Annotated in this window: 17 protein-coding genes and 1 tRNA gene; 12 read left to right on the plus strand and 6 right to left on the minus strand. The window is 62.9% G+C overall.

Features of this window, described 5'->3' with window-relative positions:
* The first annotated feature begins 167 nt into the window (after positions 1-167).
* Entirely contained in the window at positions 168-2,045 is a 1,878-nt protein-coding gene (recQ, locus tag OKW20_RS17550) for a DNA helicase RecQ (RefSeq protein ID WP_429173840.1), read from the plus strand.
* Positions 2,046-2,109: 64 nt separating this feature from the next.
* Here recQ and OKW20_RS17555 read toward each other — a convergent pair whose 3' ends face one another.
* Entirely contained in the window at positions 2,110-2,250 is a 141-nt protein-coding gene (locus tag OKW20_RS17555) for a hypothetical protein (protein WP_429173842.1), read from the minus strand.
* On the opposite strand from OKW20_RS17555, the gene OKW20_RS17560 reads away from it, so the two are divergent.
* Together OKW20_RS17560 and tdh are read left to right on the plus strand one after the other, a co-directional pair.
* Entirely contained in the window at positions 2,249-3,436 is a 1,188-nt protein-coding gene (locus OKW20_RS17560; protein ID WP_429173844.1) for a glycine C-acetyltransferase, read from the plus strand. The two genes, OKW20_RS17555 and OKW20_RS17560, sit on opposite strands and share 2 nt — an antisense overlap.
* Before the next feature lie 273 nt (positions 3,437-3,709).
* Entirely contained in the window at positions 3,710-4,744 is a 1,035-nt protein-coding gene (gene tdh, locus OKW20_RS17565; RefSeq protein ID WP_402325069.1) for an L-threonine 3-dehydrogenase, read from the plus strand.
* Between the two features lie 38 nt (positions 4,745-4,782).
* Here tdh and OKW20_RS17570 read toward each other — a convergent pair whose 3' ends face one another.
* Entirely contained in the window at positions 4,783-5,241 is a 459-nt protein-coding gene (locus tag OKW20_RS17570) for a hypothetical protein (protein WP_043613302.1), read from the minus strand.
* Between the two features lie 217 nt (positions 5,242-5,458).
* Between OKW20_RS17570 and OKW20_RS17575 the strand changes: the two genes are divergently transcribed.
* From OKW20_RS17575 to OKW20_RS17585, 3 genes are all read left to right on the plus strand, one after another.
* Complete coding sequence (locus OKW20_RS17575; protein WP_429173847.1) at positions 5,459-5,803, plus strand: GFA family protein; 345 nt, start codon at positions 5,459-5,461, stop codon at positions 5,801-5,803.
* Between the two features lie 462 nt (positions 5,804-6,265).
* Positions 6,266-8,323 (plus strand): RNA polymerase sigma factor RpoD, encoded by a 2,058-nt coding sequence (rpoD, locus tag OKW20_RS17580; RefSeq protein WP_043613292.1) that lies wholly within the window; start codon positions 6,266-6,268, stop codon positions 8,321-8,323.
* A 193-nt stretch (positions 8,324-8,516) separates the two neighbouring features.
* Positions 8,517-8,810 carry a GYD domain-containing protein gene (locus OKW20_RS17585; protein ID WP_034803438.1) on the plus strand — a complete coding sequence of 98 codons (294 nt, stop codon included), beginning with the start codon at positions 8,517-8,519 and terminating at the stop codon, positions 8,808-8,810.
* Positions 8,811-8,865: 55 nt separating this feature from the next.
* On the opposite strand, the gene OKW20_RS17590 is transcribed toward OKW20_RS17585, so the two are convergent.
* Together OKW20_RS17590 and OKW20_RS17595 are read right to left on the minus strand one after the other, a co-directional pair.
* Positions 8,866-9,672: a DUF2066 domain-containing protein gene (locus OKW20_RS17590; protein WP_429173849.1), complete on the minus strand. Its 807-nt coding sequence runs from the start codon at positions 9,670-9,672 to the stop codon at positions 8,866-8,868.
* Between the two features lie 14 nt (positions 9,673-9,686).
* Complete coding sequence (locus OKW20_RS17595) at positions 9,687-10,094, minus strand: lysozyme inhibitor LprI family protein (RefSeq protein WP_402319683.1); 408 nt, start codon at positions 10,092-10,094, stop codon at positions 9,687-9,689.
* A gap of 265 nt (positions 10,095-10,359) precedes the next feature.
* Between OKW20_RS17595 and OKW20_RS17600 the strand changes: the two genes are divergently transcribed.
* Positions 10,360-10,929, plus strand: coding sequence for a hypothetical protein (locus tag OKW20_RS17600; protein WP_429173852.1), 570 nt, complete (start codon positions 10,360-10,362; stop codon positions 10,927-10,929).
* A 31-nt stretch (positions 10,930-10,960) separates the two neighbouring features.
* Here the strand turns inward: OKW20_RS17600 and OKW20_RS17605 are convergent, their stop codons facing one another.
* On the minus strand, positions 10,961-11,413 hold the full coding sequence (locus tag OKW20_RS17605) for a VOC family protein (RefSeq protein WP_429173854.1): 453 nt from the start codon (positions 11,411-11,413) through the stop codon (positions 10,961-10,963).
* A gap of 160 nt (positions 11,414-11,573) precedes the next feature.
* On the opposite strand from OKW20_RS17605, the gene OKW20_RS17610 reads away from it, so the two are divergent.
* The 4 genes from OKW20_RS17610 to OKW20_RS17625 all read left to right on the plus strand — a co-directional run bounded on the left by OKW20_RS17610 (position 11,574) and on the right by OKW20_RS17625 (position 13,761).
* Positions 11,574-11,927: a DUF1428 domain-containing protein gene (locus OKW20_RS17610; RefSeq protein ID WP_043613276.1), complete on the plus strand. Its 354-nt coding sequence runs from the start codon at positions 11,574-11,576 to the stop codon at positions 11,925-11,927.
* A gap of 126 nt (positions 11,928-12,053) precedes the next feature.
* A complete protein-coding gene (locus OKW20_RS17615; protein ID WP_429173856.1) occupies positions 12,054-12,476 on the plus strand; it encodes a secondary thiamine-phosphate synthase enzyme YjbQ in 423 nt (140 codons plus the stop codon).
* 98 nt (positions 12,477-12,574) lie between these two features.
* Positions 12,575-12,979 carry a ketosteroid isomerase-related protein gene (locus tag OKW20_RS17620; RefSeq protein WP_192446863.1) on the plus strand — a complete coding sequence of 135 codons (405 nt, stop codon included), beginning with the start codon at positions 12,575-12,577 and terminating at the stop codon, positions 12,977-12,979.
* Positions 12,980-13,374: 395 nt separating this feature from the next.
* On the plus strand, positions 13,375-13,761 hold the full coding sequence (locus OKW20_RS17625) for a hypothetical protein (RefSeq protein WP_402319668.1): 387 nt from the start codon (positions 13,375-13,377) through the stop codon (positions 13,759-13,761).
* A 740-nt stretch (positions 13,762-14,501) separates the two neighbouring features.
* Here OKW20_RS17625 and OKW20_RS17630 read toward each other — a convergent pair.
* The gene (locus OKW20_RS17630) at positions 14,502-15,242 is read right to left on the minus strand and encodes an SIMPL domain-containing protein (RefSeq protein ID WP_402319665.1); all 741 of its coding nucleotides are present in this window, start codon (positions 15,240-15,242) and stop codon (positions 14,502-14,504) included.
* A gap of 262 nt (positions 15,243-15,504) precedes the next feature.
* Here OKW20_RS17630 and OKW20_RS17635 point away from each other — a divergent pair.
* Positions 15,505-15,580: transfer RNA gene (locus tag OKW20_RS17635), tRNA-Ile, on the plus strand.
* The last annotated feature ends 82 nt before the right edge of the window (positions 15,581-15,662 follow it).

Consider the following 15,662-nt stretch of genomic DNA (forward strand, 5'->3'; position numbering starts at 1 on the left):
GTACTGATGTGTTATCAAGGTCAAGCTGGCAAACCGGGCAATCCCCGATGAAGCGCAGCAGGGCCTTCGGGGAAAAACAGCCCTTGTCTCTTCAGTTGCGGCAACGGCTATGGCATTGCCTGCGCATGTGGCCATGATGGCCTAAGCTGATTCCCGAAGGAGATGTGATGGAGTTCGTCGAAAGGGCGACGCCCTCAAGAAGCGCTGCCAGCAAGCTCTTCGACGAAGCCGGCCAGGCACCGCTCGACGTGCTGAAGCGCGTTTATGGCTATTCCGCCTTTCGCGGCAAACAGCAGGAAGTGGTCGAGCATGTGACCGCTGGCGGCGATGCGGTCGTTCTCTTTCCGACCGGCGCCGGCAAGTCGCTCTGCTTCCAGATCCCGGCGCTCTGCCGCCCCGGGCTGGGTGTCGTCGTCTCGCCGCTGATCGCGCTGATGCGCGACCAGGTGGAAGCGCTGAAACAGCTCGGCGTCAATGCGGCGGCGCTGAATTCGTCGCTGACGCGCGAGGAGGCGATTGCGGTCAGGCGCCAGATCCACGACGGCACGCTCGACCTTCTCTATGTGACGCCGGAGCGGACCGTGACCGATGGGTTTTCCGATCTCATCGGCAATGCCCGCATCGCGCTTTTCGCCATCGACGAGGCGCACTGCGTTTCGCAGTGGGGCCATGATTTTCGCCCCGAGTACCGCGCGCTCGGGCTGCTTGCCGAGCGTTACCCCGGCGTGCCGCGCATCGCGCTCACCGCCACGGCCGATCCGCATACGCGCGACGATATCGTCGAGCGGCTGGCGCTCAGCAATGCCGAGGTTTTTACCACCAGCTTCGACCGGCCGAACATCGCCTATGAAATCGTCGAGCGCGACCAGCCGCGGCAGCAATTGCTGCGCTTTCTCTCCCGCTTCAAGGGCGCGTCCGGTATCGTCTATTGCCTGTCGCGCGCCAAGGTCGAAGATACCGCGGAATGGCTGAACGCGCAGGGCATCAGGGCATTGCCCTATCACGCCGGCATGGACCGGACGCTTCGCGACAAGCACCAGGACGCTTTCTTGAAAGAAGAGAGCCTCTGCCTCGTTGCGACCGTCGCTTTCGGCATGGGCATCGACAAGCCGGACGTGCGCTATGTCGCCCATCTCGATCTGCCGGGATCGGTGGAGGCCTATTACCAGGAGACCGGGCGTGCGGGGCGCGACGGCCAGCCGTCGGAGGTCTGGATGGCCTATGGCATGGCCGACGTTTTGCAGCGCCGCCGGATGATCGACGAGGGGGGAGCTGCCGACGACATCAAGCGTATCGAGCGCGGCAAGCTCAACGCGCTGCTTGCGATCTGCGAGACCGCCGGCTGCCGCCGCCAGGCGATCCTCGCGCATTTCGGCGAGGCGCATCCCGGCCGCTGCGGCCATTGCGATACCTGCCTGAAACCGGTCGAGACCTGGGACGGGACGGAAGCGGCGATCAAGGCGCTGGCGGCGGTCTATCGCACCGGCGAGCGTTTCGGTACCGGCCATGTGGTCGATGTGCTGATGGGCACGGTCAACGAAAAGACCGAGCGCTTCGGTCATGTCGACATGCCGGTCTTCGGCGCTGGCAAGGACCTGCCGGCCCGCACCTGGCAATCGGTCTTCCGCCAATTGCTGGCGGCAGGCCTGGTCAGCGTCGACCATGCCGCCTTCGGGGCGATAAAGCTCGAACCGGACGCACGCGCCGTCTTCAAGCGCGAGCGCCAGGTATTCTTCCGCAAGGACCGCCCGACCACGGGCAAGGCGGCGCGCGGCGCCAAGTCCGGTTCGCAGCGCGAGCGCGCCGATCTGGCCGGGTCGGATCTCGAACTCTTCGAACTGCTCCGCGCCGAGCGCTTCTCGATCGCCAAGGAGTTGAACGTCCCGCCCTATGTCGTCTTCCCCGACGCGACCTTGATTGCGCTTGCCAAGGAGCGCCCGCGCGATTTCGACGAACTGCTCGACATTCCCGGCATCGGTGAAAGCAAACGCGAACGCTACGGCGAGGCATTCCTTGCGGTCATCGACGGTTATCTCGACGGGTGAGGGCGGTCGCCCTCGCGGTTCTCCGTCATCGGAAAATGTCTGCGACGAAGCGCTTGGCGACACATTATTTCCGCCGCGCCATTGCAGCGTGAAATGCCCTGTCGTTTTTGCGCTGGATCCGGCCGAGCGCCGGATTTTGCTGCAAGTCAAAAGCCGTCATGATACTCGTCAGCCAAGCGATGTTTTCTTGAAGCGAGAGCGCCATGACTTCAGCCTTCCTGTCCCATCTCCGATCCGAACTCGAGGGCCTGAAGACGGCCGGGTTGTACAAGTCGGAGCGCGTGATCACCTCGAAGCAGGCGGGTGAAATTAAGGTCGCCTCGGGCGAGCGGGTGCTCAACTTCTGCGCCAACAACTATCTCGGCCTCGCCAACAGCGAGGAACTGGCTGCGGCCGGCAAGCAGGCGCTCGATCGTTATGGCTACGGCATGGCCTCGGTGCGCTTCATCTGCGGCACGCAGGAGGAGCATAAAGCACTCGAGGCGCGCATCTCGTCGTTCCTCGGCCTGGAAGACACGATCCTCTATTCGTCGTGTTTCGACGCCAATGGCGGCCTGTTCGAAACGCTCTTGGGCGAAGAGGACGCGATCATCTCGGACGCGCTCAACCATGCCTCGATCATCGACGGCGTGCGGCTGTCGAAGGCCAAGCGCTTCCGTTATGCCAACAACGACATGGTAGCCCTTGAAGAGGAGCTGAAGAAGGCGGAGGGCAGCCGCTTCAAGCTGATCGCCACCGACGGCGTGTTCTCGATGGATGGCATCATCGCCAATCTCGGTGGTGTCTGCGATCTCGCCGACAAGTACGGCGCCATGGTCATGGTCGACGACAGCCATGCGGTCGGCTTCGTCGGCAGACATGGTCGTGGCTCGGCCGAGCATTGCGGCGTCGAAGGCCGGATCGACATCATCACCGGCACGCTCGGCAAGGCGCTTGGCGGTGCCTCCGGTGGCTACACCTCGGCCAAGGCGGAAGTGGTCGACTGGCTCAGGCAGCGCTCGCGCCCGTATCTGTTTTCCAACACGCTGGCGCCGGTCATTGCCGCGGCATCGCTCAAGGTCTTCGACCTGATCGACAACGGCGATGCGCTTCGCGAACGGCTCTATGCCAATGCCAGCCTGTTCCGCACCGAGATGTCGAAGCTCGGCTTCACGCTCGCCGGCGAAGGCCATCCGATCATCCCGGTGATGCTCGGCGACGCGGCGCTGGCCCAGGAGATGGCGGCACGCATGCTGAAGAAGGGCGTCTATGTCATAGGCTTCTCCTTCCCGGTGGTGCCGAAGGGCCAGGCGCGCATCCGCACGCAGATGTCGGCCGCCCACAGCGAACAGGACGTGCGCCGGGCGATCGCCGCCTTCGAAGAGGTCGGCCGCGAGCTGGGCGTGATCTGAGGGAGACGGCGATGTCCGATCCGGAAAGAACGGAGAGTTTGCCCCTCTCCTCGGGTTTAACCCGAGGACTAACCCTCTCCCCGCAGGCGGGGAGAGGGGACGTGCCCGCCGGAGGCCTTGGAGGACTTGGCGGAAGCGCAGTCCTGAAAGAGGAGTGGTGAGGGTGCGGCATATCCCTTCTCCCCGCGCGCGGGAAGAAGGTGGCGGCAGCCGGATGAGGGGCTTCCCTCAACGCGCAGCGCCGAAACGGCAGATGATTTTGGAGGCAGTCAAATGACGAACATGATGAAGGCGCTGGTCAAGTCGAAGGCCGAAGTGGGCTTGTGGATGGAACGCGTGCCGGTGCCGGAGATCGGCCCGAACGACGTGCTGATCAAGGTGAAGAAGTCGGCGATCTGCGGCACCGACGTGCACATCTGGAACTGGGACCAGTGGGCGCAGAAGACCATTCCGGTGCCGATGGTCGTCGGTCACGAGTTCATGGGCGAGATCGCCGAGGTCGGCTCGGCCGTCACCAAGTACCATGTCGGCGAGCGGGTCTCGGGCGAGGGCCATATCGTCTGCGGCAAGTGCCGCAACTGCCGCGCCGGGCGCGGGCATCTCTGCCGCAACACGCTCGGCGTCGGCGTCAACCGGCCGGGCTCGTTCGGCGAGTTCGTCTGCCTGCCGGAATATAACGTCGTGCCGATCCCCGAGGACGTGCCCGACGAAGTGGCGGCGATCTTCGATCCGTTCGGCAATGCCGTGCACACCGCTCTTTCCTTCGATCTCGTCGGCGAGGACGTGCTCGTCACCGGTGCCGGCCCGATCGGCATCATGGGGGCGATGGTCGCCAAGCGCTCTGGCGCGCGCAAGGTTGTCATCACCGACATCAACCCGACGCGGCTGGCGCTCGCGAAAAGCGTCGGCATCGATCATGTCGTCGATGCGTCGAAGGAGAACCTTGCCGACGTGATGAAGGCGATCGGCATGACCGAGGGTTTTGACGTCGGGCTTGAAATGTCGGGGGCGGCACCCGCCTTCCGCGACATGATCGACAAGATGAACAATGGCGGCAAGATCGCCATCCTCGGCATTGCACCGGCGGGTTTCGAGATCGACTGGAACAAGGTGATCTTCAAGATGCTCAACCTCAAGGGCATCTACGGCCGCGAGATGTTCGAGACCTGGTACAAAATGATCGCCTTCGTGCAGGGCGGCCTCGACCTTGCCCCGGTCATCACCCACCGCATCAAAATCGACGAATTCCGCGACGGCTTCGAAGCGATGCGCTCCGGCAACTCCGGCAAGGTCGTCATGGACTGGTGAAGTCCGATGGGCCGTTGCACCCGTGGGGGGGCGGCGGCTCAGTTCGCAAGGCCGAACTGGATCTCGATCTCGTGATAGCGGGCGCCCTGGCCCGCCCAGCGATGGTAGATCTCGCGGCTCTCGCCGGAGAAATTGTGCCTGGACATTTCGATCTTTGCGACCAGCGGCGCGTAGCCTTGGGTGAAAAGGCTGCGCATCGGACCCTGGTGCAGCGTGGACGCCACCATGATCGGCTCCAGTTCGACCAGATCGAGCTTACCGCAATAATCCTTGCCGCCGAAGACCGGGCGGCAGATCCGCCAGTCGAACAGGGTCTTGGCGTTTTTCGGCAGGTTCTGCGCGATGAAGATCCAGGGGCCCGCCGGCGTCAGGCCGACGCGCTCCATCTCCGCCTCGATGACAGGCGCCAGTGCGGCGCTCTCGCCCTTGACATCGGCTATGGTGAGCCGCCGCGCGATCGATAGCACGCGCATGGCGTCGGTTTCCTTGATGAGCATTCGAGCCTCCGTTTCGGAGCGAAGTTCCTGCGCGATCAGGTCAAGCGCAAGCGAAAAGCCGGAATAATCTTGCGAGTTTGCATCGATAATCGGCTCCTTCGGGAATCGTTTTGCGTGCATGTGCCTGGCTGCTGCCTGCGCTTGCTTGAGGGCAGGGACGCTCTATCTTGCTGGCAGAGGTGGCGCAGCTGCGCCGGGAGGAAGAGGAGATGCCTGCATGCGTTATGAGGGAAGCTGTCACTGCGGCAAGATCGCCTTCGAGGTGGAAGGGGAATTCAACGAAGCGATCGACTGCAATTGTTCGCTCTGCCGTCGCCGTGGTGGGCTGCTCGCCTTCGTTGCCCGCGACAAGCTGATGCTGACGACGCCGGAAGCGGACCTCTCGACCTACCTCTTCAACAAGCATGTGATCCAGCACCGGTTCTGCGACACCTGCGGCATCGCGCCGTTCGGCGAGGGCGACGGGCCGCATGGGAAGATGGCGGCGGTCAACCTGCGCTGCCTGCCGGAGTTCGATATCGAGGCGGTGAAGGTCGTCAAGTATGACGGCCGATTGGTTTAGAATCGGGCCGGAAAATGCAGCTCTGGTTGCGCGTGCGGATATGGCACAACGAGACCTTGCCGATTAAATTGTTGCTACCCTTGTCTTTTGGCGGGCAGCGCCTACATCTTCAGCGGAAGCTGATAAACCCCAAAAAGCGATAGGAACGGTGATTTTTACCGAATCATCCGGTTTTTCAGCGGAAATGCTTGACGGGATCGAAAATTCTGGGAATCACCATTTCCGAATAAGAAATGGCGAGATGACACGGCGGTTAGGGAATCATGCCAGAGACGTTTCAGTGGCAGGACTGTCGGAGCTTGCCCGCTTTGCCACGAGTACACTCGTGGTTAAACAGGAATTAAACATCATCCCGTTACGTCAGGGGAAATGATTCGGTGGCGGGTGCGCGGCGCACCCGGACCTTCGAGCGGCATTGGCACCGGGCTCACGCCGGTTGCGACAAGGAAAGCGACGAACTAAATGGCAACCAAAGTCAAAGAAAACGAAGAAGCTGACGTAGAACGCGAAGGCGCTCCGGACGGCCCGCTTCTCGATCTTTCCGATGACGCTGTCAAGAAGATGATCAAGGCCGCCAAGAAGCGCGGCTACGTGACGATGGACGAGCTCAACTCGGTCCTTCCGTCCGAAGAAGTCACCTCCGAACAGATCGAAGACACGATGGCGATGCTGTCCGACATGGGCATCAACGTGATCGAGGACGAGGAAGCCGAAGAGGCAGCCAGCGGCGGTGACGACGAGGGCGGCGACGACGACGGCGACAGCGAAGGTGGCGAACTCGCGCCTTCCAGCGGCACGTCGCTTGCGACCAGCAAGAAGAAAGAGCCGACCGATCGTACCGACGATCCGGTGCGCATGTACCTGCGCGAAATGGGCTCGGTCGAGCTTCTCTCCCGCGAAGGCGAAATCGCGATTGCCAAGCGCATCGAGGCTGGCCGCGAGACGATGATCGCCGGTCTCTGTGAGAGCCCGCTGACCTTCCAGGCGCTGATCATCTGGCGCGACGAACTGAACGAAGGCCAGACGCTGCTGCGCGAGATCATCGATCTCGAAACCACCTATTCCGGGCCTGAGGCCAAGGCTGCACCGCAATTCCAGAGCCCGGAAAAGATCGAGGCCGACCGCAAGGCTGCCGAGGAAAAGGAAAAGACCCGCAAGGTCCGTTCGCCTGCCAACGACGACGACATCACCAATGTCGGCGGCGATGTCATGCCGGCCGAGGAGGAAGAGGAAGACGACGACGAGTCGAACCTTTCGCTCGCCGCCATGGAAGCGGAACTGCGTCCGCAGGTCATGGAAACCCTCGACATCATTGCCGAGACCTACAAGAAGCTGCGCAAGCTGCAGGACCAGCAGGTGGAAGCCCGCCTTGCTGCCACCGGCACGCTTTCGCCTGCCCAGGAGCGCCGCTACAAGGAGCTCAAGGACGAGCTGATCAAGGCGGTCAAGTCGCTGTCGCTCAACCAGAACCGCGTCGACAGCCTGGTCGAGCAGCTCTACGACATCTCCAAGCGCCTGATGCAGAACGAAGGCCGCCTGCTGCGCCTTGCCGAATCCTACGGCGTCAAGCGTGACTCGTTCCTGGAACAGTATTCGGGTGCCGAACTCGACCCGAACTGGATGAAGTCGATCAGCAACCTGGCCGGCAAGGGCTGGAAGGAATTCGCCAAGAGCGAAAACCAGACGATCCGCGACATCCGCCAGGAGATCCAGAACCTTGCGACCGAAACCGGCATCTCGATCGCCGAGTTCCGTCGGATCGTATCCATGGTGCAGAAGGGCGAGCGCGAAGCGCGTATCGCCAAGAAGGAAATGGTCGAAGCGAACCTGCGCCTCGTCATCTCCATTGCCAAGAAATACACCAACCGCGGCCTGCAGTTCCTCGACCTCATTCAGGAAGGCAACATCGGCCTGATGAAGGCGGTCGACAAGTTCGAATACCGCCGCGGTTACAAGTTCTCGACCTACGCCACCTGGTGGATCCGTCAGGCGATCACCCGGTCGATCGCCGACCAGGCCCGTACGATCCGTATTCCGGTGCACATGATCGAGACGATCAACAAGATCGTCCGTACCTCGCGCCAGATGCTGCACGAGATCGGCCGCGAACCGACGCCGGAAGAGCTGGCTGAAAAGCTCGCCATGCCGCTCGAAAAGGTCCGCAAGGTCCTGAAGATCGCCAAGGAGCCGATCTCGCTCGAAACGCCCGTCGGTGACGAAGAAGACTCGCACCTCGGCGATTTCATCGAGGACAAGAACGCACTGCTGCCGATCGACGCCGCCATCCAGGCGAACCTGCGCGAGACGACGACCCGCGTTCTCGCTTCGCTGACGCCGCGCGAAGAGCGCGTTCTGCGCATGCGCTTCGGCATCGGCATGAACACCGACCACACGCTCGAAGAAGTCGGCCAGCAGTTCTCGGTTACCCGCGAACGTATCCGCCAGATCGAGGCGAAGGCGCTGCGCAAGCTCAAGCATCCGAGCCGCTCCAGGAAGCTCAGAAGCTTCCTCGACAGCTAAAGTCGGATACAGGTAAAGATCGAAAGCCGGGCCAAATGCCCGGCTTTTTCGTTTCCGCCTCACCCATGCGATTTATTGTGGGCGCTTTCGCCGGGGAGTATAGTCGCCCCTTCGCAGTAATCTGGGGCACCCCGTCTTGTACGCGGGCGCAATCGCACCGCGGGCGTGAAGCGTGCCCCCGTGGAGGTGTCAGATGACGACGTATGTCATGCTCCTCAACTGGACCGAGCAAGGCGTCAAGAATGTGCGCGATTCCCCGAAGCGGCTCGACCTCGCACGGAATGTGCTCGGCGAGATGGGCGGCTCCTTCAAGCATTTCTTCCTGACCATGGGCGACTACGACATGGTGGCCATCGTCGAAGCGCCTGACGATGCGGTGGCCGCACGCTTCGCGCTCACGCTGGGCATGGCCGGCAACGTGCGCTCGACGACGCTGAAAGCCTTCCCTGAGGCTGCCTATCGCGAACTGATCGCCTCGCTTGGATGAACAGCCGACGTTGCGGCCGTGCGGCAAATGGCGGTCATAACGCCGGATGCCTCGTTCACGGTGCACCGTTTCCCGAGAGGATGCGGGCGGCGCCGCGCATGGCGTTGCGAAAGGCGTCGTCGAAGCTCACGCCGCTCACATGCCAGCGATAGCGCCTGCCGCCCGCGTCCATCTGCCATTGGGCGATCCAGCCGCGGGCGGCATCGGACCAGACGAGCGTGCCGATAAGCGGCATGTCCCCGCCGGTCTGTGCCGCGGGCGAGAAGAGTTGCGCGGGATCCGCGTGCGGCAGGGTACCGAGCGCGGATTTGCGGGCAGTGACGGTCGCTGCATCCGGCAGCACGACCGAGAGCGCCAGTGGCTCTGCCGCTGCCTGAAGCGAATCCGTCATGTAGGGGCTTTCGCTGCCGTCGCGCGCCAGCACGAAGCGGCGCTTCTGGTCCTTGACCGCCAGCCACACGGCGATCCTGGGGCGAGGGGAGAGCCATGGCTTGCGGCCGAGGTCTGCGAGCAGCGGATCGAGCGTTGCCGGCCGATAGCGGCAGCTGAGATCATGCGGGCGGTCATGCGTGCCCTGTTCGTCATGGATCGGGATGCCTTCGAGCCGGTCGCGATAGGAGAAGGCCGAAACGAAGCTGCCGGCCCTGGCCTCCGCTGCAGCAAATCCGGGCGCCTCCGTGATCGCCGGATCGCCGGACACTTTGACGAGCACCTCACGCAGGCATTCGCGAAAGCCGATTTCGCGGTTGGCTTCGCCCGTGCCGGTGACGATCGCGTCACTGCGATAAAGCGCATCGATGTCTGCCGCGCCGGCGCCGCCGCCGGCAAGACAGAGGAGCGCCACGGCGAGTGCCGCGGCCATCGCTCTTTTCCGAGTCAGTTTGCCGCCGGCAGGACGCAACTGAGGTCGCCCTCCTCGCAGCTCAGATAGGTCTTGAAGTCGGCAACGCGCTTCTTCGTGCGGTCGTCGCGGCATTCAAGCGTGATCATCGGCTGGGCCGAGCCACCGGCGACGCCGGAGCTTGCAAAGTCGCATTCGGCGTCACGATAGGCGACCCATGCCCTTTGCGCCGTGACGAGCAGCTTCGTCTTTTCCGCGTCGTCCTTGAGGCGCCCCTGGATTTGCCGGTAGAGTGCGTTCAGTTCGGCGTCGGAAGCCTTTAGCGCCTTGCCGGCGCAGGCATTCATCGTCGCCTGGTCGCTGGCATCGGCGCATTCGTCGGCGCGCGCAGCGCCAGTCGTGGCAAGCAATCCCGCGACCAACAGCAGGGTACGAAGGCGCATCAAGTCTCTCCCTTGCGCCATCCAGGCTTCGGCGCGGTTGCGGATTTGTGCGATCGTAAAACCTCCGGCTTATGAATTTCAATGGTCTGGCAGGGGAGGCGGATCGTTCTCCTTTGAATCAAAAGAGATCCTTAACGTTTACGTTTTATCAATTTCTGGAGCGCCGCTGCCCCCGACGGGCGGCACGTGGTGTTCGAGCATATTTTCCCGAGGCCATATCTTGCCGCGTGCAAGCGGTTGCCCCGGGGAAGCAAGAGGTTCAGCGATGCGTTGCGTATTTGTCGTCGTCCTCCTGTTGCTGGCCGGCTGCGGAACGGTGCCGAGAGACACCCGGAATGCCTGCGCGGTTTTCGAGCAGCGAGATGGCCTTTTCAACAATTGGCGCCGGGAAGCCTATAGCGCCCAGCGTGAGTACGGCGTGCCCGTGCCGATCCTGATGGCGACGATCTATACCGAATCCGGCTTCCGCCATAATGCCCGGCCGCCACGCACCAAGCTTTTCGGCTTCATTCCCTGGACGCGCGCCTCGACCGCCTATGGCTATTCCCAGGCGCTCGACGGCACCTGGGCGCGCTATCAGAGCGAGACAGGCCGCTGGGCGGCGCGGCGTTCGGACTTTGGCGACGCGATCCGCTTTATCGCCTGGTACCACCGCGAAAGCGCCCAGCGAAACGGCATCGCCCTCAACGACGCCTACAGGCTCTACATCGCCTACTATCATGGCCACGCCGGCTATGCCCGCGGCAACTGGAGCGATACGGCCAAGACCGGCGCCAAGCGCGCGGCCGGCATGGCCTCCGCCTACAGCCGGCAGCTTCGAGGTTGCGGCAGCTGAGGCCGCGCCCGGCTGAGCGCTGTCTTTCCGCCTAACCTGCGGCCGCCCGTTCGAGTTCCGCGACATCGATCTTGACCATGCCCATCATCGCCTGCTGGGCGCGGGCCGCACGCGCCGGATCGGGATCGCCGAGATGGCGCATCAGCGCGTCCGGGATGATCTGCCAGGCGAGGCCGAACCGGTCCTTCAGCCAGCCGCAGCGCTGCGGCGTGCCGCCATCAGACAGCCTGTCCCAGTAGTAATCCACCTCCGCCTGGTCGGTGCAGCGCAGGAAGAACGACACGGCCTCGCTGAACTTGAAATGCGGCCCGCCGTTAAGCCCCATGAAGTGCTGACCCTCGAGCTCGAAGGAAGCGGTAAAGGCCCTGCCGTCGGGACCGCGCTTGACGTCGGTGATGCGGGTGTTGCGGAAAATGGCGGTGTAGAAAGCGATTGCGTCCTCCAGTTGATCGTCGAACCAGAGAAACGGCGTGATCTTCTGCATGGGTGTCTCCCGATTTGGATGCTACGCGCGAAGGACGAACGGCGGAGCGCCATTCCGACAAGCACAGCGCTGCGGCCCGAAAGAAAATTCCGTGCCGATGTCGGAACTCTTGCCCGCCCTGCGTCCTATGTTCGTAGAACGAACAGAGGAGACTAAGTCGATGACCTATGTGGATGGCTTTATCGTTGCCGTGCCGAAGGCGAATATCGAGGCCTACAAGGCGATGGCGAAGGCGGCGGGCGTGGTGTGGATGGAGCACGGTGCACTCTCCTACAACGAATGCCTGGCGGACGACGCGCCCTATGGCGAAGTGACGTCCTTTCCCCGTTCGGTCCAGGCCAAGGACGATGAAACCGTGGTTTTCTCCTGGATCACCTACAAGTCGCGCGCCGAACGCGACGCGATCGTTGCCAAGGTCATGGCCGATCCGCGGCTGCAGGGCGATGCCTGGAAGCAGGTGTTCGACGGCAAGCGCATGATCTATGGCGGTTTCGAGACCTTCCTGCAGATGTAGGCACGCCACCGCGGCGGTTTGCGGCAGATCGTCTTGGACCGGGAACGGTCCGGGGATAGAAGCATTGGGCATATCAACCGGTCGCACCGCCAGCCCGGCGGATGCGGCCGACTGCCGGAGGCCTTCATGCCGCAAACGCGCATCACCATCGCCACTCATGGCCAGGGGCTCTATGAATTTGCCGACGAGGCGGCGGCCTTCGTGCGCGCCAACGCGGGAGGCGAGGGGTTGCTCACCGTCTTCGTGCGGCACACCTCCTGTTCGCTTCTCATCCAGGAAAATGCCGACCCGGATGTAAAGCGCGATCTCGACGGCTTTTTCCGCCGCCTCGTGCCGCCGTCCTCCGATCCCTCCATGCGCTGGATCGTGCACACCCAGGAGGGGCCTGACGATATGCCGGCGCATATCAAGGCGGCGCTGACGCCGGTATCGCTCGGCATCCCCGTCGCTGGCGGCCGCATGCTCACCGGCACCTGGCAGGGGCTCTATCTCTTCGAGCACCGCGACCGCCCGCATCGCCGCGAGATCGTCCTGCATCTTTCCGGCTGATCGAACGGCGCGCGATTGAATGGCGGCGGAGCGGTTCTAGATAATGGGGCACGAGTAGAGCCTTGAGAGCCGGCCTTTCATGCCGGGGAGGAGCAGGGATGACCGATGCACAGACGATTGCCAGCCGCTTCATCGAGGCGCTGAACCAGCGGGATTTCGAGGCGCTGGCGCGGCTCGTCAACGAGGACGTCGAGCTCGATTCGCTCACCGGTCAGCGCACCGTCGGCGTCGGCCCCTTGCGCGCCTGGCTGATGAATTATCTGCGCCGCTTCGACGAGCAGTTCGGCGACGTGGTGCTGATGCGTGACGCGTTCGGCCAGCGCGTCGCCGCCGATCTGACGGCGCGCGGCACCTACCGCGAGACGATGGAGGGATTTCCGCCCGCAACGGGCCAGAGCTACTCCATTCCGAGCGTCCTCGTCTTCGAGATCGAGGACGGCGCCATCACCCGCCTCAGCCATTATCGCAACATTCGCGTCTTCGAACGGGCGCTTGCCGGTTAAGCGATAGATCGCCGACGGTTGCGCGCCGCCGGTGCCCTTCCTTTTTGCTTTTTTCACCGCCCGTCGGTCGCCTGACCGTGCTTTGAGCCGGAAATATCGGCGCGAGTCGTCTCTCGCATGCCGATTTTGTCGCCTGATTCGTCGCCTGTCCGGGCCTGGGCGAAAGCCCTTCGCAGCGCTTGCGTTTCGAGAAAAGTCCTTCGAAATATTCGTTTATAAGCAATACCTTATCTAGGTAGATGTGCCTTGGCGCAGGGGCCGATCGTCAGGTTCTGGCAACCTGAACCTCCCATGAACATCGGGTTCCGCTGTCGTTCAGCTTCGCGACCCTATCCTCTGATCAATCGCTTGGGACGGTGATTGCCCTTTGAACCCTTCAAGCCTGGAGAGATCTTATGAAGAACCGCTTTTTTAACGCCGCTGCTGCTGCCGTCATCGGAATGACCGGCCTGCTTGGCGCTGCCTCCACCGCTTCGGCTGACTCGATCGAATTCGGCTTCGGCCCGCGCGGCGGCGTCGACGTGCAGTATCGCGATCACAACGGCGGCTATGGCGACGAGCGCGACTGGGGTCGCGGCCGCGACCGCCACTGGGACCGTGACCGCCGCGGCCGTTGCGCCCCCTGGATGGCCGTCGACAAGGCCCGCGACCGTGGCTTCCGCCGCGCCTATGTTGCCGACGTTTCCTCGCGCCGCGTCGTCGTCGAAGGCCGTCGCGACGGCTACCGCCAGACGATCGTCTTCGCAAACGCCCGCGGCTGCCCGACGATCGGCCGCTGGTAACATCCAAGCAATCTTCCCGCCTCGTCTCCCCCGGCCGGCGGAAGAATGGCCCCTCATGCTACGGCATGGGGGGCTTTTTTGTTTGTCATGCCTCTCGGGTCACGCGGCCTTCTCGTCGTGGCGTGGCAGAGGTTGACCGCTGAGGGGTGGCTAGCATCTGTAGCTTGTCGTTCCCCAATGCGGGACCGCGCGCGTGGCGCACGACACACGGTGAGCCCTTCTCTTGACGATTTCCAGTGTTGCGGCGCGACGTCAGAGGGAATGCGCGGCTCGGTAGGATCGTCGAGGCGGCGTCCCTCTTTCCGGTCTGAGGCCGCGCCAAACTCCGGCCTTATCGAAGGGCGTTGTTGACGCTTCTTGACCGGCTCGACGATCGCGGGCGCCTACCGAGCGACCCTCATCCCTGTCTGCTGACCTGCGGTATCTGACCGACCACCTTGCGGCTTGGCCGCGGGATAGGTCATCCGGTGAAAAGGTGCCGCGCCTTATCCTCAAGACAAACGGAGGCTCACAATCGGAGACGGGAGCGCGGGTGCTGCCGGGTGCTGCTTGCCGACGCAGCCAGCGGTCATCAGGGCAGCGGTCGGCGACAACTGGCCATCGGCCGGTCTGGCCCGCCGAAGAGCGCCTGAGGTCCAGCAATCGTGTCCCCCAAACGAATTTGCCCCTGGCGCCGGTTCCGGAGCCAGGGGCAAGGAAGATGCGAGGGCCCGCGCTTAACGGTGGGCCCTGTTGGACGCTTACTGCTTGATTTCGAAGGTCACGTTGACCGTCACGTTGTAGCTGTTTTCGCCGGTCGCGACCGGAACGCTATCGGCGGCATATTCCTTGGCCATGCCGGCGCGCATCATCGGCACCGGCTCGGGGCGGAAGCCCTGCTCGGAGATGTTGACGATCTTGCCGACCGAGACGCCGGCAGCTTCGGCGAGCACCTTGGCCTTCTCGACGGCATCGGCAACGGCGGCCTTGCGCGCTTCGGTGATTACGGCTTCCGGCTTGTCGTTGGTGAACTGCACGCCGCCGCCCTGGTTGACGCCGAGCGAAACCGACTTGTCGATGACTTCGCCGAGCTTGGCGAGATCGCGAACGCGGACGCTGACGCCGTTCGTCACCTGGTAGCCGATCAGTTCCGGCGCGCGGTTGCTGCCGTCTGTGTTGGTCGGATAGGTGTATTGCGGGTTGAGCATGAAGCCGCTCGTCTGCAGGTCGCGATCGGCAATGCCGCCGTCCTTCAGCGCCTTCAGCACTTCGGCCATGGTCTTGTTGTTGGCGTCCAGCGCTTCACGCGCGGTCTTGCCATCCTTGACGACACTCAGTTGCAGGACTGCCATGTCCGGCGCGGTCGTCGCGCGGCCTTCGCCGGCAACGATGATGGTCGCCTTGTCCTTGTCCGTCTCCTGCGCCTGAGCGGCGGCAACGCCAGCAAAAGCTGCAGCGAAGGCGGCGATCGAAAGCGTGCGGGCAGTGCGTGTGGAAATCATCTTCAATGTCTCTCCGGTTGTTCCGTCCCAAGCGTCTTCTTGGCTATCGATTGTGTGAGCATTGCGGCAATGGCTTGTCCGCAAAAAGGTTTTCCGCTAGAGCCTTGGCCACCCCGCAAACTGCCATTGGTTCGCGGGCCTGGATCAAGACGGTGCCACGCCTCGTTCAGAAGCGCAAAGGCCACCGTAGCACTTAAAGTTGCTGCACCCCGTGTCTTATCCCTGGACCGTTACGGTTTGAGGACAGGAACGGATCCAGAGTGGGCCTGTAGCTCAATGGTTAGAGCCGGCGGCTCATAACCGCTTGGTTGGGGGTTCGAGTCCCTCCGGGCCCACCAAAATTTAACGATTTCAATCAGTTGTGTTCTGGTTAACCAAACAGGTTAGCCAAAATAGTTTGACGCCCTTTATCGGTTTTTC

Origin of the sequence: Ensifer sp. LBL (assembly GCF_050435225.1) — a bacterium.
GTDB lineage: Bacteria > Pseudomonadota > Alphaproteobacteria > Rhizobiales > Rhizobiaceae > Ensifer.

Excerpts from the sequence above, each read along its gene's own strand:
- OKW20_RS17630 (WP_402319665.1), bottom strand. The coding sequence starts at position 15,242 with ATGATTTCCACACGCACTGCCCGCACGCTTTCGATCGCCGCCTTCGCT.
- tdh (WP_402325069.1), top strand. The coding sequence starts at position 3,710 with ATGACGAACATGATGAAGGCGCTGGTCAAGTCGAAGGCCGAAGTGGGC.
- OKW20_RS17590 (WP_429173849.1), bottom strand. The coding sequence starts at position 9,672 with ATGGCCGCGGCACTCGCCGTGGCGCTCCTCTGTCTTGCCGGCGGCGGC.
- OKW20_RS17570 (WP_043613302.1), bottom strand. The coding sequence starts at position 5,241 with ATGCTCATCAAGGAAACCGACGCCATGCGCGTGCTATCGATCGCGCGG.
- OKW20_RS17610 (WP_043613276.1), top strand. The coding sequence starts at position 11,574 with ATGACCTATGTGGATGGCTTTATCGTTGCCGTGCCGAAGGCGAATATC.
- OKW20_RS17625 (WP_402319668.1), top strand. The coding sequence starts at position 13,375 with ATGAAGAACCGCTTTTTTAACGCCGCTGCTGCTGCCGTCATCGGAATG.
- OKW20_RS17585 (WP_034803438.1), top strand. The coding sequence starts at position 8,517 with ATGACGACGTATGTCATGCTCCTCAACTGGACCGAGCAAGGCGTCAAG.
- OKW20_RS17555 (WP_429173842.1), bottom strand. The coding sequence starts at position 2,250 with ATGGCGCTCTCGCTTCAAGAAAACATCGCTTGGCTGACGAGTATCATG.
- recQ (WP_429173840.1), top strand. The coding sequence starts at position 168 with ATGGAGTTCGTCGAAAGGGCGACGCCCTCAAGAAGCGCTGCCAGCAAG.
- rpoD (WP_043613292.1), top strand. The coding sequence starts at position 6,266 with ATGGCAACCAAAGTCAAAGAAAACGAAGAAGCTGACGTAGAACGCGAA.
- OKW20_RS17615 (WP_429173856.1), top strand. The coding sequence starts at position 12,054 with ATGCCGCAAACGCGCATCACCATCGCCACTCATGGCCAGGGGCTCTAT.
- OKW20_RS17600 (WP_429173852.1), top strand. The coding sequence starts at position 10,360 with ATGCGTTGCGTATTTGTCGTCGTCCTCCTGTTGCTGGCCGGCTGCGGA.
- OKW20_RS17605 (WP_429173854.1), bottom strand. The coding sequence starts at position 11,413 with ATGCAGAAGATCACGCCGTTTCTCTGGTTCGACGATCAACTGGAGGAC.
- OKW20_RS17560 (WP_429173844.1), top strand. The coding sequence starts at position 2,249 with ATGACTTCAGCCTTCCTGTCCCATCTCCGATCCGAACTCGAGGGCCTG.
- OKW20_RS17620 (WP_192446863.1), top strand. The coding sequence starts at position 12,575 with ATGACCGATGCACAGACGATTGCCAGCCGCTTCATCGAGGCGCTGAAC.
- OKW20_RS17595 (WP_402319683.1), bottom strand. The coding sequence starts at position 10,094 with ATGCGCCTTCGTACCCTGCTGTTGGTCGCGGGATTGCTTGCCACGACT.
- OKW20_RS17575 (WP_429173847.1), top strand. The coding sequence starts at position 5,459 with ATGCGTTATGAGGGAAGCTGTCACTGCGGCAAGATCGCCTTCGAGGTG.